Consider the following 22,288-nt stretch of genomic DNA (forward strand, 5'->3'; position numbering starts at 1 on the left):
ACGGGCAAACGAGCTGAGGGAAGCAGCGTTTTTCGTTGTGGGCGCTAGAATTATTGAAGTTTTCTCGGCTTCAACAAAGTTATGCTAATATATTTACCTCAGGACGCAAGTAAACGCGGTTTTAAAGATAAGAAACGTTGTACCTGTTTAAATAATCATCAATTAGTGCAATGAGCTGATCCGAGCATTTTTGGGCACGCACATACTTGGGGGCTTTCCTATCGTGCAATATGGGCACACTGTCCCAGCCACGTGTGGATTCCATAAAGTGGTCTATCCCCGCCTCACCCCAAAAATCAAAGAAGCCTTGTAGCACGCAATCAATATAACTTTGCAATATCGGATGCTGCGCTGTTCCCCACTGATTAAACATCGGCGTTGCACGATAGATATAGCTTGCGTTTTTAATCAGGTTTTGCGCTTCTACCGTCACCTGATTTTCAGGTAATTGCACTCTATCGTAATGGCTCTCTCGCTCATCCAAGCTTTGCAAGTTTTTATAGTCGTCTTGCACGTATAGCCCTTTAATATTGCTGTTCTTTTCTGGTCGCACTGTTAGGGCGCAAACGCCCGTATTTAACTCGTTATTCCATGTGGCGCATACGCGCCATTCGCGCACCCAGCCTTTCAATTCACAAGCAAAATAACGCGTTTGAGGCGGTATGGTTCTGGTATTGACCAAAGAGCCGTAACCAAAATAGCCAAAATCCATTATGTTCATTCCATTATTAATATGGGAGCCATTGCGTGCCTATAAAAAGGGGTTGGCGCAATCTGCACCAACCCTTGCACATTCGTAGTTCGAGTATCTAGTTGCGGATCGTTTGTGTTGGTGTGCGCATGGTCACCAGCTCTTCCGCTGCAGTGGGGTGAACAGCAATGGTGCGATCGTAATCTGCCTTAGTTGCTGCCATTGCCATGGTTACACCAATGATCTGAATGAGTTCTCCTGATTCTGGCCCCATGATGTGTACACCTAAAATCCGATCCGTATCTGCATCAACAATCATCTTAAGCAGCATTTTTTCCTCGCGTCCCGACAGAGTACTTTTCATCGGTCGGAAAGACGATTTATAGATATCCAGATTTTTATATTGCGCCTCAGCTTCTTCTTGTGTGAGGCCAACTGTGCCAATTTCTGGCTGCGAGAAAATAGCGGTTGGTATCAGGCTATGATCGACTGTCCAAGGCTTTTCACCATAAACGGTATCTGCAAATGCATGTCCTTCACGAATGGCAACAGGTGTCAGGTTGGCGCGGTTGGTTACATCACCCACTGCATAGATGCTGTCGATGTTGGTCTGCGAATCAGGGCTAACAACAATTGCCCCTCCTTTGTCGGTTTCAACACCGACAGTTTCCAGCCCCAGACCAGCCGTATTGGGTCGACGGCCAATAGCATACATGATCTGTTCGGCATTGATGCCTTTACCAGATTTGGTTGTTACACTTAGTCCGCCCGCCGTTTTTTCAATAGCAGTTATGGTGTCTTGGGTAATGACTTCAATGCCCTTTTGGACCATTTGCTCATGCAGAGTTTTGCGCAAATCCATATCAAAACCGCGCATTATTTCCTCGCCGCGGTAAATAAGGGTTGTTTTTGCGCCAAGCCCTGCAAAAATGCCGGCGAACTCCACCGCGATATACCCGCCTCCGACAACGACCACACTTTTAGGAAACTCTTCCAAATGAAAAGCTTCATTCGAAGTAATAACGTGTTCGCCACCGGTTAGATCGGCATCCACATTAGGGGTTGCGCCAACTGCAATGAGTATTTTTTTTGCGCTGACGGTTTGTCCTGTGGCTAACAAGCGAACTTGATTAGGCCCTTCCAGAACCGCACGGCTATCAAACAGCTCTACATTGGTGTTTTCCAAATTACGGCGGTATATACCTTCCAACCGGGCTATTTCGCGATCTTTCGCTTGTACCAATTTGGCAAAATTAAATGTTGGCTTTTGTGGAACATGCCAACCAAAACCTGTTGCATCTTCCATCTCTTTGCCAAACTTGGAAGCATAAACAAACAGTTTTTTAGGTACACAGCCACGAATAACGCAAGTACCGCCATATCGATACTCTTCTGCAATTGCGACTTTTGCGCCATATGTGGCAGCAATACGCGCTGCACGCACACCGCCCGAGCCTGCTCCAATGACAAATAGATCGTAATCATATGTGGTCATGAGTTGACATTGCCTTTTTCTAATAAAAAACCGCTACCCTTTTATTGGGTAACGGTTTTTATAAAACTACCCACACCAAATGTGGTTGAGAAACTGCTTAATATCAAGTTCCAGAATAGCGTGAGCCATATACAATACCGGAACAGTAAAAGCCCATCATTTACTTATTTGCGACTTCTTTGAGTTTTTTACGAACCTCGGTCACCATATCTGTGCTTAAAGCGTCGCTCCATTGCTTGGCCGCACCGATGGACAAGGCTGCAATTTGACCGTTTACGATTGCAAGTTTCTTGCCTGCTTCAGTGTTATAAAAGGTCGCGATTTGGTTTAGCTCATCTTCAGAAAATCTTCTTGCCCAAACCTCGTAGATTACGCGATCGAGCAGTGGGCGGCGCGCCACCATACTCATGGCCACTTCATTGACAATGCGGTCAATATCATCGCTCAGAGCCGGGTTAGAACGGATGAACAATGTGCGTGTACGTTCGGCAATATCAGGAAGAATATTATCAAAACCGTCGGTCGTATGCATGGCAATGACGACTTTTTTCGCAGCCTCAAGGTGGGAGATCTTAAATGTCTCTTGAGCAGCAAATGCCGAACTTAAGCTCACACTGCCCACAATAAGCGTAGCAGTAATCGCAGAAATAATTTTTGATTTGAATGGTGCGAGCATAATTAGCTCTCCTGCTAGTTTAATTCTTTGCGTTATCTTTAAAGCATTAGCGCTCAGCTTCAAGCTTCGAGGCGCTTTATTCCATCTTTTGCAGCAATAATGACGGTACTGGCAACATTGACAAACAATCCATGTTCAACAACCCCAGGTATATCATTCATGCCACTAGCCAGTTTTACTGGGTCATGAATCACATTTAGGTGTGCATCCAATATATAATTGCCATTGTCGGTTATGTAGGGAGTGCTGTTTTTTTGCCTTAACACCAACTCACCTGCCACACCTGAGTTGGCAAAGTGGTTCAATAGTGCGCCGCGGGTTGCAGCCAAGCCAAACTTTTGAACCTCTATGGGAAGCGGGAATGATCCCAAATGCGGAACCATTTTACTCTCGTCCACAATAACGCTCATTTTTTTAGAGGCCATTGCAACCATCTTCTCACGTAATAAAGCGCCGCCACCACCTTTAACCAGTGTGAGCTGCGAATCCACTTCGTCTGCACCATCAATGGTCAAATCCAGTTCGGGAGTTTCGTCTAATGTCGAAAGAGGCACACCTAATTCTTGACATAATTGCTCACTGGCCGTTGATGTTGGTACGCCAACTATATCCAGGCCATTTGCAACTTTTTCCGCGAGAATTTTAATCATTTCATTGGCCGTAGAGCCGGTACCAATGCCCAAACGCATACCACTTTGCACATCTTTTAAGGCTTCGGCAGCAGCTTTAGCTTTCAAGTTCTCAGACATATCCCCCCCTAACCTTGCTCAGCATTTTCAGATATTTAATCAACCGCGTTGGTTTGCTCGTTGCAAGAAAAATATTGTCGTCTCAACGACGTGCTTATCACAGCTCTACCGCCTCGCCAACTTTCTTTCCCCTGTGCTAATGTTTCGCAGCCTTTACAATTTGACAGATGAGGCGAAATCGATAGTGTGTGCCCGACTTTTAACATTAAACAGGCGAAAATATGACTGGACCAGTTCTGGTATTTGACCTTGACGGCACCCTTGTCGAAACAATGGGTGACTTAACTGCCTCGCTCAACCATGCTCTTGAACATGCTGGCTTTGAAGCAATTGAAGCTGACAGGGTTAGGAGAATGGTCGGCGCTGGCGTTAAGGTGCTGGTTGAAAGAGGCCTTGAGTATAATAAAGTTCAGCCTTCGGCTGAAGTAGTTGAACCCATGCTTGAGCGTTTCGTTAAGTACTATGAAGCGCATATTTGCGTTCATTCCCATACATTTGATGGTGCCGTTCAAGCGCTTGAAGCTTTAAAGGACAAGGGTTGGAAACTGGCAATTTGCACCAACAAACTTGAAGGTTTGGCAAAGCCACTTATTCGCGCTCTTGGTATTGAACAGTTATTTGATGCTGTTGTGGGTGGGGATACATTTTCCAAAAATAAGCCCGATGCCATGCCGGTATTTGGTGCCATAGATATGGCTGGCGGCACAAAACGCGGCTCTGTATTCATTGGGGATTCTCGTACGGATATTGAAGCGGCACGTAATGCTGGACTGCCTGTCATTGCTGTGGATTTTGGATATACCGACGTACCAGTTATTGAATTGAAACCGGATGTGGTGATTTCACACTTTAATGAACTGGAAAATGCTATCGATAGTTTTGCAAACGCAGAATAAGTTTCCAATTACAGTTTCTGTTGAATATGCGCCGGCAAATGCCGGCGCTTTTTTTTTATTTCCTCTACAGACTGCCTGCTCATAAAGTGATTCAAAACATACAGTTAACTATCTGTTTTAAATGCAGAATTTAGTCTTTCCTTTGTTTATTGCGGCATTTTATCTGATTGATAAATTGATTCAGCGCAGCGACTTAACTCGTTGTTTTTGCTGATTATTATTGTGTTGCCTGTGATTTGCGCTCAGAGGTTTTGGATAACTTTATTTAGCTCTTGCACGAGAAAGCTAAAACACCTAAATACCTCCTCACGCCAGACGGCGACCCCTTGGGGGCGATTAGCTCAGTTGGTAGAGCGCTTCGTTTACACCGAAGATGTCGGGAGTTCGAGTCTCTCATCGCCCACCATTTAACAGGGTCCCCGCACGGGGGCGATTAGCTCAGTTGGTAGAGCGCTTCGTTTACACCGAAGATGTCGGGAGTTCGAGTCTCTCATCGCCCACCATTCTCTTTTCATTTACATTATTTAAGAGAATTGCCAGAAGCGCCGAAGCGCCCCCGGCATTCAATTTCTACAAGTTCAAATCTTCCCCAAAACCAAAGTTATCTGCGACATAGTCCAAGTCTTTATCGCCACGTCCGGACAGATTAACCAGAATAGTTTCCCCAGGCTTTTGCGGTGCCATTTTCAAAGCATAGGCCACAGCATGCGAGCTTTCCAACGCCGGAATTATCCCCTCATAACGAGAAAGCGCCCAGAAGGCATTCAACGTTTCTTCATCGGTTACAGCCTGATAGTTCACCCGCTCGATCTCATGTAAATAAGAGTGCTCCGGACCAACACCTGGATAATCCAAACCCGAAGCTATGGAGTGCACGGGTGCAGGCTCGCCATTTTCATCGGTAAGAACCAAGCACTTGAAACCATGGATTTCACCAGGCTTGCCGTAGGTCATTGTTGCAGCATGCTGACCTAATTCAGGCCCCTTTCCAAGCGGTTCGACGCCATGGAGTGAAACAGCTTCATCTTCTATGAAGCCGGCAAACAAGCCCATTGCATTGGACCCACCGCCAACACAAGCTACCGCATGATCGGGAAGCTCCCCAGTCATTTCGATAAATTGCTCGCGCGCTTCCTCACCCACCACTTGCTGGAAAGCACGAACCATTTTCGGGAACGGGTGCGGTCCAACCACAGAGCCAATGGCATAGATTGCCTCATCCCCTTGATCCAAATAGGACATAAATGCGCTGTCGACCGCTTCTTTCAGGGTTTTGCCGCCAAAGCCAACCGGCACCACTTCAGCCCCCAACAGCTTCATACGCACCACATTGGGGTGTTCTTTGGCTATATCCACCTCACCCATGTGTATTTCGCATTGCATATCGAAGTAGGCTGCAGCAGTTGCAAGCGCCACGCCATGCTGTCCCGCCCCTGTTTCAGCAATAAGCTTCTTTTTACCCATGTGCTTGGCCAACAGCGCCTCACCCATGCAATGATTAAGCTTATGCGCACCGGAGTGATTTAAATCCTCACGCTTCAGGTAGATATTTGCTCCCCCCAAGCGTCTTGAAAGATTACGCAGGTGAGATACAGGCGTTGGCCGCCCTTGAAAGTGTTTACGGATGTAACGCAGCTCATTGATATAACTGGAGTCGCCAGCAATACGCTCATATGATTCAGCAATTTCCTTAAAGTGTGGCTCAAGCTGAGGCGGAATAAATGCACCGCCGAACTGCCCGAAATAGCCATTCGAGTCTGGAAATTGTTTCAGATAATTTTTCATTATTTCCCCTTGTTTAGATCACCCACCCTGCCCTAATCCACCCTTAATAGGCCATTAGTAATAAGACGCAGATTAACGCAAAAAACCCGGTGCAAGCACCGGGTTTTCGTAGGTCAATTTATTTTGGCTTATTTCAAGTCAACACCGTAGAAAATGTGACCCCCGAACGGGTCAATCTTGTAGTTTTCTACTTTGACAGAAATCGGCTCGGAAACCACAGAGTGTGCAATGGTCGCCCATGGAGCTTGCTCTTTAAAGACAACCTGAGCTTGCTCATAAAGCTTGGTACGCTCGGCAGGATCTGAGGTCACTTTAGCCTTTTGAAGCAACTCATCAAAATCTGCATGACAGAACTGGGCGCGATTTGACCCGCCAACGGCATCACAGCCCAACAGAACAGCGAGGAAGTTGTCAGGGTCACCATTATCACCTGTCCAACCAAGTAGAACTGCGCCATCACGATCTTTTTCTTTCGAACGCTTGAGGTATTCACCCCACTCGTAGGAAACGATTTCAACATCAACACCAATGTTTTTGTAGTCTGCCTGAATCAATTCAGCCATACGACGTGCATTCGGGTTGTAAGGACGCTGGACAGGCATTGCCCAGACCTTCATTTTAAGGTCTTTAACACCTTCTTCAGCGAGTATCTTTTTCGCAGCATCCGGGTCGAACGGATCGTCCTTGATGGCATCGTTATATGACCAGATTGTTGGTGGCAGCGGGTTTTTGGCGACTTTACCGGCACCTTGGAACACTGCATCAATAATTGCTTCCTTATTGATTGCCATGTTCAACGCTTTACGCACCTTCGGGTTATCGAATGGTGCCATCTGCGTGTTGTAAGCCAAATAGCCCACATTCAGACCCTCTTGCTGCATGAGGTTGATGTTTTCATCAGCCTTCATCGCTTTTAGGTCAGCAGGGTTCGGATACGGCATCACATGACACTCACCCGCTTTCAACTTTTGATAGCGAACTGCTGCATCCGGCGTGATTGCAAAAACCAGTTTATCGATTGATGCCTTACCCTTCCAGTAATCTGGGTTGGCTTTATAGCGAATAATCGCGTCTTTTTGATAGGCAACCAATTGGAAAGGACCAGTACCAACTGGCTTTTGGTCAAACATTTCTTTGTTGTCTGACATTTTATCCGCATATTCGGCGGAATGGATTGACGCAAACGCCATAGCCAAGTTGGCAATCATTGGCGCTTCAGGACGGGTCAATACAAACTTGACCGTATAGTCGTCAATCTTTTGAATTTCCTTAATCAAGTCCGGCATGGACATAGCGTTATAGTACTCGTAGGAGCCATTTGACACCTTATGGTAAGGGTGATTTTCATCGCCCTGACGGTTAAACGAGAACAGAACATCATCAGCGTTAAAGTCGCGTGATGGCATAAATTCCTTGGTTGTATGGAATTTTACACCTTTACGAAGGTGGAATGTGTATTCCAAACCGTCTTCAGATATATCCCAGCTTTCAGCTAGACCTGGAATAATTTTGGTTGTACCGCGCTCAAACTCGACCAATTTATTAAACACTTGACGGGCAGATGCATCAAACGTTGTGCCGGTTGTGAAAAGAGAAGGCGTAAACCCCTCAGGAGAGGCCTCTGAACAATAAACCAGTGTTTTTGACATTGCAGGTGCTGCCAATACAGCAGAGGCTGCAAAAACAGAGGCTAAAAGAAAAGATTTTTTCACTATCTGTCCCCCAGACTTATAGGTGATTTTGAAGAGTAAACTCTTCCACTACACTATGGCAGTTTTCTTTCTTCCTATGATTGCCTGCCAACTACTCCCTGTTGACCGGGATTATTAAGTTAAGACAGTATTACTTTGCCATTCACAACGAATATGCAAACAGCACCTAAAACGTGAATATGTTTTCACCGCAACCATAAGAATCTAAGTGCTTACACTAGACATGTTTTTTGGAAAAATCTCCCTCTAAATGAGCGAAATCCCCGATAATAACTAATATTATATACCTACAGTAGAAATTTATTGTATATTTTTTAAGCACATTGCAAACATTATTACCAATTCGCCCTTCAAAGAGTTTTATTCTCTCTTTGCGGAAAAAGTTGTTCTCGGCAATAGCTTTAAAGTTTTTGACAAAAAAAGCCGACCCTAGGGCCGGCTTTTCTTTTTTTTGAATAACTACAGTTTAGCTATGCTGTGCTTGCAAGCGCTTTTTGATATGAGCGATATCCGCCTGTGGTGTCGCGTTAAACAATGTCTTGGTATAGTCGTGCTGAGGATTACCAAACACCTCATCACGCGTACCATGCTCAACAACTTCACCAAAGTACATTACCATCACCTCATCAGCGATATAACGCACAACAGACAAATCGTGGGAGATGAACAAGTAGGTTAGATTAAACTCGTCTTGTAAATCTGCCAGCAAGTTGAGGATTTGCGCTTGAACGGACAAATCGAGCGCGGATACCGGCTCATCCAAAATCAGCAGTTTTGGATTAAGCACCAAAGCGCGTGCAATTGCTACACGCTGACGCTGCCCGCCCGAGAACATGTGCGGATAACGATTGTAGTGCTCTGGACCCAGCCCCACCTTAACCAGCATATCCATTGCGTATTCGCGGCGCTGCTGCGGTGTCATATCCGTATTTAGCATCAACGGTTCGGTCAGTACATCTCCGACCCTTTGGCGCGGATTAAGCGAGCCATACGGGTTTTGGAAAACAATTTGCACTTTACGACGCATCTCACGAGTGAGCTTTTGCCTACGAATATCAATGGGCTGACCACCAATGAGAAGCTCCCCAGTGGTAGCCGGATCTATCATCGTCAATATGCGGGCGAGCGTAGATTTACCGCAACCACTTTCACCAACCACAGCAAGAGTTTTACCACGCTCCAACTGGAAGCTCACGCCTTTCAGAGCGCGGGTTACAACAGGTTTGCCGAGCAGACCTTCTTTGGTGTGATATTCACGTACGAGATTTCGCGCCTCTAGAACAATATCTTTATTCTGTTCCATTATGATGCTCCTCCCTGTTCAAGGTGGAAATCTGAAACAGTTGGCAAACGATCTCCAGTCGCATTTTCCGGCAACGCCGATAGCAAGGCTTTGGTATAAGCGTGTTTTGGACTTTCAAAGAGGTCCAAAACACCCGCCTCTTCCATTTTGTTGCCTTTGTACTGCACCACAACGCGATCCGCAGTTTCGGCAACTACAGCCATATCATGGGTAATCATGATTAAGCCCATGCCACTTTCTTTTTGCAACTCCAACAACAAATCAAGGATTTGCTTTTGAATTGTCACATCAAGAGCCGTTGTCGGCTCATCTGCTATGAGCAGTTTCGGGCGACACGCAATAGCCATAGCAATCATGACGCGCTGACATTGCCCGCCCGACATCTGGTGCGGGAACTTTTTCAGCGCTTTTTCAGGTTGAGGCATGCCAACAGAGTCTAGCAATTCAACCGCACGCTCATGACGCTGTTTGCGATTGAGCTGTGTATGCTCTTTCAAGGTCTCGCTTATTTGAAAGCCCACAGTAAAACAAGGGTTCAAGCTGGCGATTGGCTCCTGAAAGATCATGGAGATATCTTTACCAATGACTTTGCGGCGCTGTTTGGGCGACATCGTGAGAAGGTCCTGCCCCTCAAACATCAATTTGTCCGCCCAAACATGGGAATTGTTTGCCAATAGACCCATAACTGCAAGCATGGCGACAGATTTACCCGAGCCACTTTCTCCCACAACAGCCAGCACTTCACCAGCCTCAACGGAGTAGCTCACGCCATTCAAAGCTCTAAAACGACCGTTTACAGTATCGAACTCGACCGTTAAGTTTTCAATTTCAAGAAGCGCCATAATCAGCTCCTTTTCAACTTAGGATCAAGTGCATCGCGCAAACCGTCACCGATCAGGTTGATAGCAACCACTGTGGACAATATGGCAAGCCCCGGGAAAGCCATTATCCATGGTGAGGACAGAATGAATTCACGAGATTCGGCGAGCATAGTACCCCACTCTGGTGTTGGTGGTTGCGCTCCTACACCAAGGAAGCCAAGTGCAGCTGCATCCAAAATTGCTGTCGAGAACGAGAGCGCTGCTTGCACAATTAGCGGAGCCATACAGTTTGGTAGTACTGTTTTGAACATTAGGCGCGGAGTACGCACACCGGAAACACGTGCGGCCATGACGTACTCACGGCTCATTTCTGACATAACCGAAGCACGTGTAAGACGCACATAATATGGCTGCTGCACGATGGCAATTGCTATCATGGCGTTTACGAGTGTAGGCCCCAAAATTGCAACCAAAACTAACGCAAGCAATAGTGATGGGAATGAGAGGATTATATCCATGATGCGCATGATCACAGTATCCACCCAACCGCGGAACGTCCCCGCAAGCAAGCCTAAAAAGATACCGGCGATCAAGGCAATTGAAACCACGATAACGCCAACAAACAAGGAGTAGCGCGAACCATAGATTATACGTGATAGAATATCGCGCCCCACAGCATCCGTTCCGAGGATAAACTTCCAGCTGCCGCCATCCATCCAGACAGGAGGCTGCTGAAAAGCATCACGGTATTGTTCAATCGGGCTATGCTGTGCAATGAGTGGTGCGAAAATGGCAACGAATACCAGCGCCACAAAAAAGTACAGGCCGTATACAGCACCTTTGTTGGTGCGGAAGTGACGCCAGAAATTCACGAGGAGATCCAGCTGTGTATCCGCTTTTACTTCTGTAGAAACGTCGCTCATGCCTTACTCCGTATGCCTGATTTTCGGGTTCACCAAACCGTATGTTAAATCTACGATCAAGTTCACAATCATAATGATAGCCGCAATCATGAGTAGACCGCCCTGCACCACCGGATAATCACGGCGGAAGATGCTGTCTACCATCCACTTACCGATGCCCGGCCAAGAGAAAACGGTTTCTGTGAGGATAGCGCCTGCGAACAGAACACCAATTTGCAGCCCAATAACAGTCACAACCGGAATTAAAGCATTTCGTAGTGCATGAATGCCAATAATGCGGAATGGAGACAACCCTTTGGCACGTGCGGTGCGCACAAAATCTTCATCCAGCACCTCCAACATAGCCGAGCGGGTTTGACGCGCAATCACAGCTAGAGGAATGGTGCCCAACACGATGGTTGGCAAAATCAGATGCTGAACAGCTGATAGAAATGCTCCCTGTTCATCTGAATAGAACAACGTATCAATCAACATGAAACCGGTGGTTGGCTCTATCCAAAACATATTGGAGATGCGACCGGATACCGGCGTTAAACCAAGAAAGCCTGAGAAGATAATTATCAGCATTGGCCCCCACCAAAAGATGGGCATGGAGTAGCCAACAAGAGCGGTTGACATAACAGTATGGTCAACCGCTTTACCGCGACGGATGGCTGCAAATATACCAGCGGGCAAACCAAAGGCGACCGCAAAGATAATTGCGCACACGCCTAGTTCTACTGTCGCCGGAAAGAGCGTGAAGAACTCTTGTACCACCGGTTGCTTGGTAGAAAATGACACGCCCAGATCCCCATGAAAGAGATCAATCAAGAAATTCAGGTATTGAACGAATATCGGTTTATCATATCCGAACTGCACCATTAGCTCCTGATAGCGTTCGGGGCTTACACCACGCTCACCAGCCAGAAGTAGAATTGGATCACCCGGAAGCAACCGGATGAAAAAGAAAGATGTCAGGGTCACACCAACAAATGTTGGAATGAGAAGCCCCAGTTTTTTTAATATGAGACGAAGCATTCTTCAGTCACACTATTCTAGCGGGTTGATCACACAGTGACCAAAGCCACTGACACGGAACATAAACATAAAAGTATCCCGGCGAATACTCGCCGGGATACGTTATGTCCAGCGGAAAATTATTTTATTTTAGGTCGACACCATAGAAGTTGTGGCCACCGAACGGATCAATCTTGTAGTTTTTAACACGTACACTGACTGGCTCGGAAACAACAGAGTGTGCAATGGTAGCCCAAGGAGCTTCACGTTTAAAGACCACTTGTGCCTCTTCGTAAAGTTTTGTCCGCTCTTTAACATCTGAAACGGATTTTGCCTTTTTAATCAAGGCATCGAACTCCTCATTACACCACTGCGAGCGGTTGGAACCTCCAATGCCATCGCATGACAACAACACGCCTAAGAAGTTATCTGGGTCACCATTATCACCAGTCCAACCTAAGAGTGCCGCACCGTCACGATCGACCTGAGAAGAACGCTTTAAGTACTCTCCCCATTCGTAGGTGACGATTTCCACATTTACGCCCACTTTTGCAAAATCAGCTTGCATAAGTTCAGCCATGCGTCGTGCATTTGGATTGTACGGACGCTGCACAGGCATTGCCCATAGCTTCATAGACAGATTCTTTACACCTGCCTCTTCCAGCATTTTCTTTGCAGTTTCTGGGTCGTACTTGTCGTCCTCAATAGCGTTATTGTAAGACCACATTGTTGGTGGAATCGGATTTTTAGCAATTTTACCCGCGCCTTGGAACACTGCATCAATAATCGCTTGCTTATTGATTGCCATGTTTAGCGCTCTGCGCACTTTCGGATTATCAAAAGGAGCCTGCTGGGTGTTGTAGGCCATATAACCGATATTCAGCCCTTCTTGCTGCATCAAGTTGATATTCGGATCCTTTTTCATTTCCGCAATATCTGCAGGATTTGGGTAGGCCATAACCTGACACTCATCCGCTTTCATCTTCTGATAGCGTACGGCAGCATCTGGGGTGATTGTAAATACGAGCGTATCAACCGGATTCACACCACGCCAATAGTCTGGGTTCGCCTTATAGCGGATCAAGCTATCCTTGCGATACCCAACCATCTGGAATGGTCCGGTACCTACAGGTTTTTGATCAAACAGATCTTTATTATCTTTGGTTTTATCGGCAAATTCTGCTGACTGGATAGAAGCAAAGTCCATCGCCAAGTTGGCAATCATCGGCGCTTCAGGTCGGTTCAAAATAAATTTAACAGTGTAATCATCGACCTTGACGATATCTTTAATCAGATCACCCATGCCCATGCCACTGAAGTATTCATAGGAACCACCAGAAACATTATGGTAAGGGTGGTCTTTCAGGCGTTGGCGATTGAAAGAGAATAGTACATCGTCGGCATTAAATTCACGAGTTGGCGTAAACCATTTTGTTGTATGGAATTTTACGCCTTTACGAAGGTGGAATGTGTATTCCAAGCCATCCTTTGAAATATCCCAGGATTCAGCAAGCCCTGGCTGAATTTCTGTGGTTCCTGGCTTAAACTCAACCAGCTTATTATAAACAGCACGTGAACTGGCATCAAATGTTGTACCAGACGTAAACAAGGCTGGTGTAAAACCCTCCGGAGAGCCTTCAGAGCAATATACCAATGTTTTCGCAAGTACAGGGCTTGCAAAACTCATAGCTGCGGCCAAGCTAACACCGACCAATAGTTTCCGTGAAAGGTTCATTTTTCCCTCATTATATCATTGGCACCCAATGGGGGTGCTTACTCAACAAAAACGCAGACTTACACGCAATGACATTGCATATGCATTTTGTGCATGAGTCACATAAAAAGGGAAGATCAATTCAAATGCTGACGTCAACACTTCCTAAAGATCAGATTTGTTTTTGACAGGGTCAGAGACGTTTGGCACGTCTAAAACTATTCAGCGACCTTCAATTGCGCGTGTACATTCCTCAAGTAGACACGGACTTCGGCTTATCTCACTACATAAGAACCAACCCAAAGTACAAAGCACCAATTCAAGATAGCAAAGTAGCATATAATTGCCCAAACACCCGCCTTGAGGTGTTTTTGTTCGCTGTAACCCTATTTTCCCTCATTAAGTTTCTCATATAGCCAATTAAACTAGTAAAAATTTCCGGTATTTATATATAGTTGGTAATATTACATAGCTATCTAGGGAGAAAATTTATGCAAGTAATGGACATTGTGAAAAGGCGCTTACTAAAAAAAATAAAGACGCACTAATAAACAAAACTCCAAAAAATCAACTTTCCTCAAATAATAAATAAATAAAAAAATAGTAGTCCATGTATACGAATGAGTTTCTCTTTGTGTAATCATTATTTATTATTACCAGACGCAATAGAGAAAGTAATTTATGTATTATGTATTAAACACTTATCAGCTAATATACTGGCAAAGCCAATTCTCATAACAACATTTCGTTTTTCGATTTAACATGAGTTGCGTAGTGCTAGCACCCAATACACTTCACATGATATTGTAGCTATGCTTTGAGCTGTATAAAGTGCTCTAGCACCTACACATGATGACCATACATAGCCGAATGCGGAAAATACCCATGAAATCCGAGCTAGAAGCACGTATCGTTGATTTAGAAATACACGTCGCTCATCAGGCCGATACGATCGAGGCGTTGAATGACGAATTGATTAATCAGCAAAAAAAGATGAATCGACTCATTGCAAGTATTGGCGCTCTTAAAGAACAGCTCATCGATTTGCAAGATCTCATTGATGAAGCACCTAAAGTTGAAAAGCCGCCACATTATTGACCTGAGACCACAGCGAAATGAAAAAGAATATCGAATTAATAAATGGCGACACCACAGGTGTTACCTATAGCTTTAACTGGTTTCGCTTTGAAGGGATATCGTCAACAGCCCCAAGCGCGTACCTGCAAGCCGGTCTACATGCAGATGAACTGCCTGGTCCTGCTGTTTTGCATTTCCTTATGAACAAGCTCAGAAAAGCAGAACAAGACGGCAAAGTACTGGGACAAATTACGATTGTACCGCAAGCGAACCCTATTGGCTCGGCTCAGTGGAGCTTCTTAAAGCTGAATGGGCGTTTTCATAGTGCCACAAGAGAAAATTATAATAGAGCGCATCCACTCTTCGATAAGCCTGAGAGCAAACTAGCACATACCAATGAAGAACTGCTGAGCGTCGACCAAAGGTTAAAGCACCGTTTGGCACGATTGTCTTTGGGGCATCAAATAATACTTGATTTACACTGTGATGACGAGTCACTGAACTATGTTTACATTGCTGAAGAGCTCTGGCCACAAACCTGTGATTTGGTTGCCTCGTTGGACGCTGATGCCGTGTTGTTATGGCAAGGAGATGCAGATTGCCCATTTGAAGCCGCTGCCTTGCACCCATACCTCGGTGCTGAGTATGAAAAGGATCGTCAGGAAAACATTGTTATTGCAACGCTTGAGTTGCGTGGTGTTTGTGATGTTAATCTAGAACTTGCTCAAAAGGATGCAGACAGAATTTTCGATTTTCTTGTGGCTCGCGGCACCATTAAAGGTGAAAGCACTAAAACAGCAGCCAATTATAGTGGCCCGGCTGTCCCACTACAACATATCGAAATGCTGCCTGCTCCAACCAGCGGGGTGATTATGTATCATGTGGCACCAGGAGCAATCGTAGAAGAAGGCGATAAACTCGTAACGATCATCCATCAACCGGGCTCCCCCGAGAAAGACGTTGATATATTCGCGCCGCAAAGTGGGCTTGTGCTTACACGCCGCTCCCATCGTTATACACGTGCTGGAGATGATCTGCTGAAATTGCTTGGAACGAAACCAAGCCGTGACAATCGACAGGGCATACTAGAAGCTCGTTAGCCTTTCCTTATTGAGGCCGCCACTCTCGTGGCCTCAATAACTACTAAACCGTATATTTCCATTGCGTAATTTTAAATTCTACCAACAAATTTTTACAAATTAGGATGTGCAAAATATTATAAACTCCGATATATTAGCTAAGGTTTAGGACAGAATTAGCCATAAGCTACAATAGCTCCGAAAGACTGTGACATGTTTGCGCATCTTTCACGTAGGGGCTTTATTAAGGTAAGCATTTGGTTTTTAAAGTCGGAGCTAGATAAAGTATCACAGTATTCGTTAGGTCGTCCATTTTAAGAAGTCGGCAATTAAACCTAACGTTTAAACGTCCGCCCCCCGCTAGCGGACAAAACGGAAAGAAAGAAACCCATGGCGATTGAAGATATTCTCTCAAAGCACACGAAAGAAAGTTTGGCTGATAAATCTTATCGTCTTATCGAGGAATTGATTGTCAATCTGGACCTAGTACCAGGTATGGCCTTAACAGAAGGCGACCTTTGTGATCGCACCGATATAGGGCGTACACCTGTACGCGAAGCTATTAAGCGCCTTTCAACTGAAGGGCTAATTGTTATCCGCCCTCGTAAAGGCCTTTTTGTCTCTGAAATTGCTCCCAGTGAATATGTTTTGGTACTCGAAACACGTAGCCCCCTAGAAAATTTGCTGGTTGCTTCTGCTGTAGAGCGGGCAAGCGAAGAAGAAAGGGAAGCACTACAGGCATGTGCGGACGAAATGGTCGCTCAAGCACAGGCTGGCGATGTAAAAGGCTATCTGCGGGCTGATAAGGTGTTTGACGAGATTTTAGCCCTAGCCTCGCGCAACCCGTTTACTACCCGAGCAATTTTACCACTGCAAACAATGAGTCGTTGGGCCTGGAGCGTATTTCGTGGCAACCAGAAGCTGGTTGATTCAGCACAAATGCATAAAAACCTTGCTGAAGCAATTGCCAAAAACGATCCAACTGCTGCGCAAGAGGCAGCTGATGCAATGATGCAGCACCTGAGCAGCTTTGCTCGTGAAAATGCAGCAAAATAACCACTACAAACAGAAAAACCCGCTTTCGAGCGGGTTTTTTACGCCTTGAAGACGGTATTTTGCATAACTTAGCCGATTGAAACCGCATGTAATGCGCCCCTTAAGGCACGGGCACTGAAAGCTACCTTGCTAAATCTATTCGTGCTGTACGCCCTGTCGCGCCCATCAATATCATGTAGGACTGACTATAGGATATTCGGCACGGAGCAGCACCATACACTCCGGTAAAGCGAAATCTAATTTCCCCATGGGGGGTATCGGCTGCATAGGTCCCGCCGCCATGATCTTTGATCTTGGCTGGTGCGTATAGTATTTCACTTCTTGTGGGCGCACGCGTCGGGCGCAAGATAATTAAGGCATTGGCTTTAATATCTTGACCCTCAGCATTCACATCAAGGCGCCCCATGGCATGATGTACAACCGTAAAATTACAAGTCATCAATTAGCTATTGGTATTTGTATTCGCTGGCTTGAGAGATTCTTTTAGGGAATCTTTTTGGGATTGCATGTCACGTGGTACGTGGAAAGTAAACTCTTGCACCAACAAATCTTGAATTAACTCAACGCCAAAACGCTCGTTAACACGGTGGCGTATTTCTTCAGTCAAATCGCGCAGTTCTGTTTTTTCAAGTTTTGCAAATTCCGGATCTGCCTTGCTATAAATTAATCGAAACGCTTCGTCGATTACAAATGCCTCAGGTGGAACAGCCAATTTCGAAAGTGTTTCGCCATCCACCGTAAACACAAATTGCGCAATAATGTAACCATGGACACTACCGTTATCCAAAACCGGTACGTTAATAACGTCGGTCTTTTGATAATCCAGCCCTTCCATGTGCGCTTCTTTCTTCACCATCGGGTCATAATAGGTTTTGTACAGCGCAGTACCGTACCCTGCCGCTATAGTTACGGCACATATCCAAAGACTTGTAATAATTATTTTCAGCATGGAATCCTACCAGTTTCCGTAGGGAGCCTGATACGTCCCATCAGAATCAAGGTCTTTCATTGTCACTGTGAGCCGATCGGTGATCCCCTTTACGGCCTCAAGCTGTGTCGATAGCAAACGCATATTGAGATCTATTCTCTCACGTAATTGATTGAGCTTTTCTTCAGCTTCCTCCGGCAATTGCGTTGCCCTTGCAAAGCTCTCTGCACGCTCCAGTTCGAGCATCGCTTTTGCCTTGCGATAAGCTGATTCCTCCAAATCAATTGAGTCAAAAGCTAACAGCCTTGTGTTTTCATCTTCAAGAACTCCGTCCAACCGATCAACAACAGCATACAAAGCCATCAATGTTTCCGGGACTTCAGGCGCTTCAGTTTCAACAAGTTCTGTCGATTGTTCCGTAACTTGTGCTGGTTCGTATAAATCTTCAGTAACAGCTACCAGATCGGTGGAATTTGACTGCACAGTTAAGCCTCATTTTCTTGTTTTTGTACTGCATCAGGAAGAACCTTATCAGCAAGCCCCAAGACACCATTTTTTGCGATCTGATTTGCCAATTGCTCGGCCATCATTGACTTCCAAATAGAGCCGGCAGTTCCACCGCCATACACGCTTTCCATTTCTTGCGGCAGCATATTTTGCACAAATGTTTGCAAAACAGCCGCTTCAAGCTTTTCACCCAATTTATGGCTATCTTTTCTTTGGGTTGTATTGTTTTGCATTGCTGTAATTACATCGTCTGCGGATGAGGAGGACAAACCTCCACGCGCAAGAGGAGATAATGGCGCACGTTTATTTTCAGCCTTTTGCATTTCGTCAGCAAAGCTAAAGTCACTGCCATTTGATGCAAATACATTTCCGGAATTGGTAACAACAGGCAGATCTGCAGCAACCTTAGCGGGTCTGGCTAAAGCGTGGCGGGCGCGTGAAGAGGCTAAAGGGTCTGCCTCTTTTAGTACATCAAGAACCAGATCACCGACGGGTTGAATCGACATGTTTTATTTCCCAGCTCTTCGCGCCACCAAATGGCAGGCGTCAAATCGAATTATTGAAAGGGTTCGTGCCGGTCTTTTAAACCGAGATGAAAGTTACTTATTGAGACTTATCCGTAACTGACCTTTCCGCAATAAACTGGAGTTCGGTTATATCCATCAAGTTTTTGCGTTCTTGTTTACGGGAGTAATCTGTTTTCACTTTTTTATGTTGGCGTTTGGCCACTGTGGTTGTTCTGGAAGAATCCAACAAGTCTTCAAGTAATGATTGTTTATAATCATTTTTAATGGACTTATCACGCTGGAAGGAGCGCATACGTCTTGCTATGGTTTGATCGACCAATTCACGTATCGGGCCTTCATGCTTCCCCCACATGGAAAGCATTTCAGTTTCCTGGTCTTCTATCGCGTTAATCTCGCTATCCATCAAAGCGATTTCGTAGCGTATAGCTTTTTCGCGCTGCTCTTGTAGTTTTAATAGGCGTTGCAATCGCTGAACGCGTTTATGTTCTGCCATTACGTCCTCATATCAACTGTAGCCATGTATCTAGACCTGCAAAAAACAGGGTAATAACTTCAGTGATGACTTTCCATAGAAGGTATAAGCCACCTGCCATTACAAAAGGCATACCTATAAAATAAACCGGCATTTGCGGCATCAATCGGTTGGTAATACCTAGCGATAAATTGACGATGAGACCGTAAACAATAAAAGGTGAAGTAATACGAAGGGCAAGCATAGTCGCATAAAGAAGCTTCGTGGTTAGCTGATCAATACCTGCTGCCGGTACGTATTGACTACCTACTGGCACAGACACATAAGATTGCATGAGAGCGGCAAAAACATCAGCATGTGCGTTACTAATAAACATCATAGCCATAACGCTTAAAGATACCATTTCAGCAAATGGTGGCAATTGCTGATATTCTTCTACCATGGGTACTGCCATATTAAAGCTGGACATTTGTGCAGATGCACCAGCCATCATACGAATACCTTCAAAGAAAGCCCTCCCAAATAAACCAATCAAACCGCCCAATAATAGCTCTGTGACCAGTATACGATAGATTTCAGATTGCGGCGCTGCTGTAACAACCGGCATGATACTATCAACAACCATTGGTGCTACAGCAAAAGTACTGGCTAAAGCCAAGGCTAATCTTATTTGAATTGAAACACGTGGAGAGGAAAACCCCGGCATGGCCATAAGGCAGCCGCCAACTCGACAAAATACAATAAAGACCGAGAGGATATAATCCGGGGTAGCCGATAATGTCACGAAATTGATCCCAAAACTTCAATCTCAACACCGCGCGCAACTTCCATATGAGATAGAACCGGCAATGCCGGGAACATGCGTTCTGTAATCATGCGAACGTATTGACGCGCCTCTGGTGAAACAACAACAGCAAAGCGAACACCGGAACTGATCAATTTGCGAATATGCTCTGCACTTTCCTTAGCAAACTCCTCAACCATTTTAGGCTCCATATCAAACTCAACCGCTTCTCCTGAAGGATCACGGCGTATTGACTGATGGAAAGCCAAATCCCATCGATTGCCAAGACGCAATACCTTAAGAGCGCCATCATCAGAAATATCGCCACAAATTTGCGTCCCCATACGCACGCGTACATGATCGGCAATTTGCTCAGGGCGACGCGCGTGAGGAGCTATTTCGGCGATGGCCTCAAGGATTAGAGATAGGTTGCGGATTGAAATGCGCTCGGTCAAAAGTAGTTTCAAGACCGCTTGCAAACCGGAATAGGAAATATGCTGAGGGCAAATATCATCCAGTAGTCTTTGATAGGCAGGATCCAAACGGTCGACAAGTGAGCGCATATCCTTGTATGACAACAACATAGACAAATTGTTACGAATAACCTCACTCAAGTGCGTTAATACCACAGAGAGGTTATCGACAACCGTGTAACCATTGCGCTTCACTTCATGCTCAAAAGCGCTTTGAACCCACATCGCCTTCATACCAAAGGCCGGTTCTTTTGTCTCCACACCTGGTAATGCTGGCAATTCACGATCGCCACCGATGACAAGCAGCTCGCCAACATTGATCGATTGTGCAGCAACTACGGTGCCATGAATTCTAAACTCATAGCTCTTGGGTGCAAGGTCGATATTGTCGGTTAACTTGATTTCAGGCACAACGAAGCCGTATTGCTCGGCAAACTTTTTACGCATTTTGTTAATGCGATTACCTATCTCAGGTTTTGCTGCCAACAAACGCGCTGTCAGCTGCTTGCCAAGGCGTACTTCAATTTCTGGTAGCTCCAAGCTATCCTTGACAGACTCGCGCTTATTTTCAAGCTCCAGCTGTCTTGCTTCTTCAATTTGTTTCGCTTGCTCAGCTTCTGCTTCCTGTGCTTTACGCGGTATGATGTAGGTACCGAAAGCAAATAGTGCGCCTAAGCCTACAAATGGTAAAAACGGTAGGCCAGGCATGATAGCCATGACGAACATCATAACAGCTGCAACTGCCAACGCACGGGGGTAACCTGCCAGCTGGCCGATAACAGCCGCTTCTGCGGTTCCTCTTGTGCCGCCTTTTGATACTAAAAGACCAGCAGCGAGTGATACAATAAGCGCCGGGATTTGCGAAACCAGGCCATCGCCTACAGATAGCTTCGTAAATACATCTGCAGCTTCTGCAAGTGTCATTTCATAGCGTGTTACGCCAATGATAATACCACCTAAAATATTCACCGCGGTAATGATAAGACCGGCAACCGCATCACCGCGCACAAATTTCGAAGCACCATCCATCGCACCAAAGAAGGAGCTTTCTTCCTCCAACTCGGAGCGCCTTTGTTGTGCTTCTTTCTCATCAATCATGCCAGCTGATAAGTCGGCATCGATCGCCATTTGCTTGCCTGGAATAGCATCCAAGGTAAAACGAGCGCCCACTTCCGCAATACGTGTGGCACCCTTTGTAATAACAAGAAAGTTAACAATAACAAGAATTGCAAATACGATAAGACCAATGACAAAGTCGCCACTCATCACGAACTTTGAAAAACCGTTGATAACGTAGCCCGCGGCCAAAGGCCCTTCGTGACCATTTGCCAAAATTGCGCGCGTTGTTGCAATATTGAGTGATAATCGCAACATTGTAGCTATGAGTAGAATTGTTGGGAAAGAGGAGAATTCCAATGGTCTTTGAATCCAAAGGGACACCATTAGAATTAACACTGAAAACGCCACTGATATCGCCAAACCAAAATCAATCATAAAGGTTGGCATCGGCAGGAATAGCACCGACAGGATAAATACTATCCCTAATGCGAACCCTATATCTCGACGGCTATCAGAACCGGTGACGGGAGCTTGTAATGTTGACATCTACTCTCTCAAAATACAA

General features: G+C 45.6%; 22 protein-coding genes and 2 tRNA genes. 6 read left to right on the forward strand and 18 right to left on the reverse strand.

Annotated features, from left to right (window positions below):
* Positions 1–121: 121 nt before the first annotated feature.
* The 4 genes from AYK67_RS02695 to rpiA all read right to left on the reverse strand — a co-directional run bounded on the left by AYK67_RS02695 (position 122) and on the right by rpiA (position 3,611).
* On the reverse strand, positions 122–712 hold the full coding sequence (locus AYK67_RS02695) for a gamma-glutamylcyclotransferase family protein (RefSeq protein ID WP_082735600.1): 591 nt from the start codon (positions 710–712) through the stop codon (positions 122–124).
* Positions 713–809: 97 nt separating this feature from the next.
* A complete protein-coding gene (gene gor, locus AYK67_RS02700; protein ID WP_068081954.1) occupies positions 810–2,186 on the reverse strand; it encodes a glutathione-disulfide reductase in 1,377 nt (458 codons plus the stop codon).
* A 160-nt stretch (positions 2,187–2,346) separates the two neighbouring features.
* Positions 2,347–2,862 carry a DUF2059 domain-containing protein gene (locus AYK67_RS02705; protein WP_068081957.1) on the reverse strand — a complete coding sequence of 172 codons (516 nt, stop codon included), beginning with the start codon at positions 2,860–2,862 and terminating at the stop codon, positions 2,347–2,349.
* 59 nt (positions 2,863–2,921) lie between these two features.
* Entirely contained in the window at positions 2,922–3,611 is a 690-nt protein-coding gene (rpiA, locus tag AYK67_RS02710) for a ribose-5-phosphate isomerase RpiA (protein WP_068081960.1), read from the reverse strand.
* Positions 3,612–3,832: 221 nt separating this feature from the next.
* Between rpiA and gph the strand changes: the two genes are divergently transcribed.
* The 3 genes from gph (at position 3,833) to AYK67_RS02725 (ending at position 5,010) form a co-directional block, all read left to right on the forward strand.
* Positions 3,833–4,507, forward strand: a complete 675-nt coding sequence (gph, locus tag AYK67_RS02715) for a phosphoglycolate phosphatase (protein WP_068081962.1) — start codon at positions 3,833–3,835, stop codon at positions 4,505–4,507.
* A gap of 330 nt (positions 4,508–4,837) precedes the next feature.
* A tRNA-Val gene (locus AYK67_RS02720) sits at positions 4,838–4,913 on the forward strand.
* Positions 4,914–4,934: 21 nt separating this feature from the next.
* Positions 4,935–5,010 (forward strand) — tRNA-Val (locus AYK67_RS02725).
* A 67-nt stretch (positions 5,011–5,077) separates the two neighbouring features.
* Here the strand turns inward: AYK67_RS02725 and trpB are convergent.
* The 7 genes from trpB to AYK67_RS02760 form a co-directional block, all read right to left on the reverse strand.
* Positions 5,078–6,292, reverse strand: coding sequence for a tryptophan synthase subunit beta (trpB, locus tag AYK67_RS02730; RefSeq protein WP_068081966.1), 1,215 nt, complete (start codon positions 6,290–6,292; stop codon positions 5,078–5,080).
* 128 nt (positions 6,293–6,420) lie between these two features.
* On the reverse strand, positions 6,421–8,004 hold the full coding sequence (locus tag AYK67_RS02735) for an ABC transporter substrate-binding protein (RefSeq protein WP_068081967.1): 1,584 nt from the start codon (positions 8,002–8,004) through the stop codon (positions 6,421–6,423).
* Between the two features lie 466 nt (positions 8,005–8,470).
* On the reverse strand, positions 8,471–9,307 hold the full coding sequence (locus tag AYK67_RS02740) for an ABC transporter ATP-binding protein (protein WP_068081970.1): 837 nt from the start codon (positions 9,305–9,307) through the stop codon (positions 8,471–8,473).
* Positions 9,307–10,149: an ABC transporter ATP-binding protein gene (locus AYK67_RS02745; protein WP_068081973.1), complete on the reverse strand. Its 843-nt coding sequence runs from the start codon at positions 10,147–10,149 to the stop codon at positions 9,307–9,309. The genes AYK67_RS02740 and AYK67_RS02745 overlap by 1 nt, the downstream gene beginning before the upstream one ends.
* Before the next feature lie 2 nt (positions 10,150–10,151).
* A complete protein-coding gene (locus tag AYK67_RS02750; protein ID WP_068081975.1) occupies positions 10,152–11,051 on the reverse strand; it encodes an ABC transporter permease subunit in 900 nt (299 codons plus the stop codon).
* 3 nt (positions 11,052–11,054) lie between these two features.
* Positions 11,055–12,068 carry an ABC transporter permease subunit gene (locus AYK67_RS02755; RefSeq protein WP_068081977.1) on the reverse strand — a complete coding sequence of 338 codons (1,014 nt, stop codon included), beginning with the start codon at positions 12,066–12,068 and terminating at the stop codon, positions 11,055–11,057.
* Between the two features lie 124 nt (positions 12,069–12,192).
* Complete coding sequence (locus AYK67_RS02760; RefSeq protein WP_068081981.1) at positions 12,193–13,782, reverse strand: ABC transporter substrate-binding protein; 1,590 nt, start codon at positions 13,780–13,782, stop codon at positions 12,193–12,195.
* An 864-nt stretch (positions 13,783–14,646) separates the two neighbouring features.
* Here AYK67_RS02760 and AYK67_RS02765 point away from each other — a divergent pair.
* The 3 genes from AYK67_RS02765 to AYK67_RS02775 all read left to right on the forward strand — a co-directional run bounded on the left by AYK67_RS02765 (position 14,647) and on the right by AYK67_RS02775 (position 16,973).
* Complete coding sequence (locus AYK67_RS02765; protein ID WP_068081984.1) at positions 14,647–14,859, forward strand: SlyX family protein; 213 nt, start codon at positions 14,647–14,649, stop codon at positions 14,857–14,859.
* 17 nt (positions 14,860–14,876) lie between these two features.
* A complete protein-coding gene (locus AYK67_RS02770; protein WP_068081987.1) occupies positions 14,877–15,938 on the forward strand; it encodes a M14 family metallopeptidase in 1,062 nt (353 codons plus the stop codon).
* Between the two features lie 369 nt (positions 15,939–16,307).
* Positions 16,308–16,973 carry a GntR family transcriptional regulator gene (locus AYK67_RS02775; protein WP_068081989.1) on the forward strand — a complete coding sequence of 222 codons (666 nt, stop codon included), beginning with the start codon at positions 16,308–16,310 and terminating at the stop codon, positions 16,971–16,973.
* A 121-nt stretch (positions 16,974–17,094) separates the two neighbouring features.
* Here AYK67_RS02775 and AYK67_RS02780 read toward each other — a convergent pair whose 3' ends face one another.
* The 7 genes from AYK67_RS02780 to flhA form a co-directional block, all read right to left on the reverse strand.
* Positions 17,095–17,412: a hypothetical protein gene (locus tag AYK67_RS02780; RefSeq protein WP_156453027.1), complete on the reverse strand. Its 318-nt coding sequence runs from the start codon at positions 17,410–17,412 to the stop codon at positions 17,095–17,097.
* Between the two features lie 3 nt (positions 17,413–17,415).
* A complete protein-coding gene (locus AYK67_RS02785) occupies positions 17,416–17,922 on the reverse strand; it encodes a hypothetical protein (RefSeq protein WP_068081999.1) in 507 nt (168 codons plus the stop codon).
* 6 nt (positions 17,923–17,928) lie between these two features.
* Positions 17,929–18,384 (reverse strand): hypothetical protein, encoded by a 456-nt coding sequence (locus tag AYK67_RS02790; RefSeq protein ID WP_068082002.1) that lies wholly within the window; start codon positions 18,382–18,384, stop codon positions 17,929–17,931.
* 2 nt (positions 18,385–18,386) lie between these two features.
* Entirely contained in the window at positions 18,387–18,914 is a 528-nt protein-coding gene (locus tag AYK67_RS02795; protein WP_068082009.1) for a rod-binding protein, read from the reverse strand.
* Between the two features lie 97 nt (positions 18,915–19,011).
* A complete protein-coding gene (locus tag AYK67_RS02800; protein ID WP_068082012.1) occupies positions 19,012–19,428 on the reverse strand; it encodes a hypothetical protein in 417 nt (138 codons plus the stop codon).
* Positions 19,429–19,435: 7 nt separating this feature from the next.
* On the reverse strand, positions 19,436–20,191 hold the full coding sequence (locus AYK67_RS02805) for a flagellar biosynthetic protein FliR (protein ID WP_208976198.1): 756 nt from the start codon (positions 20,189–20,191) through the stop codon (positions 19,436–19,438).
* Positions 20,188–22,269 carry a flagellar biosynthesis protein FlhA gene (flhA, locus tag AYK67_RS02810; RefSeq protein WP_068082017.1) on the reverse strand — a complete coding sequence of 694 codons (2,082 nt, stop codon included), beginning with the start codon at positions 22,267–22,269 and terminating at the stop codon, positions 20,188–20,190. The genes AYK67_RS02805 and flhA overlap by 4 nt, the downstream gene beginning before the upstream one ends.
* Between the last annotated feature and the right edge of the window lie 19 nt (positions 22,270–22,288).

Origin of the sequence: Polycladidibacter stylochi (assembly GCF_001562055.1) — a bacterium.
Lineage (GTDB): Bacteria > Pseudomonadota > Alphaproteobacteria > Rhizobiales > Stappiaceae > Pseudovibrio > Pseudovibrio stylochi.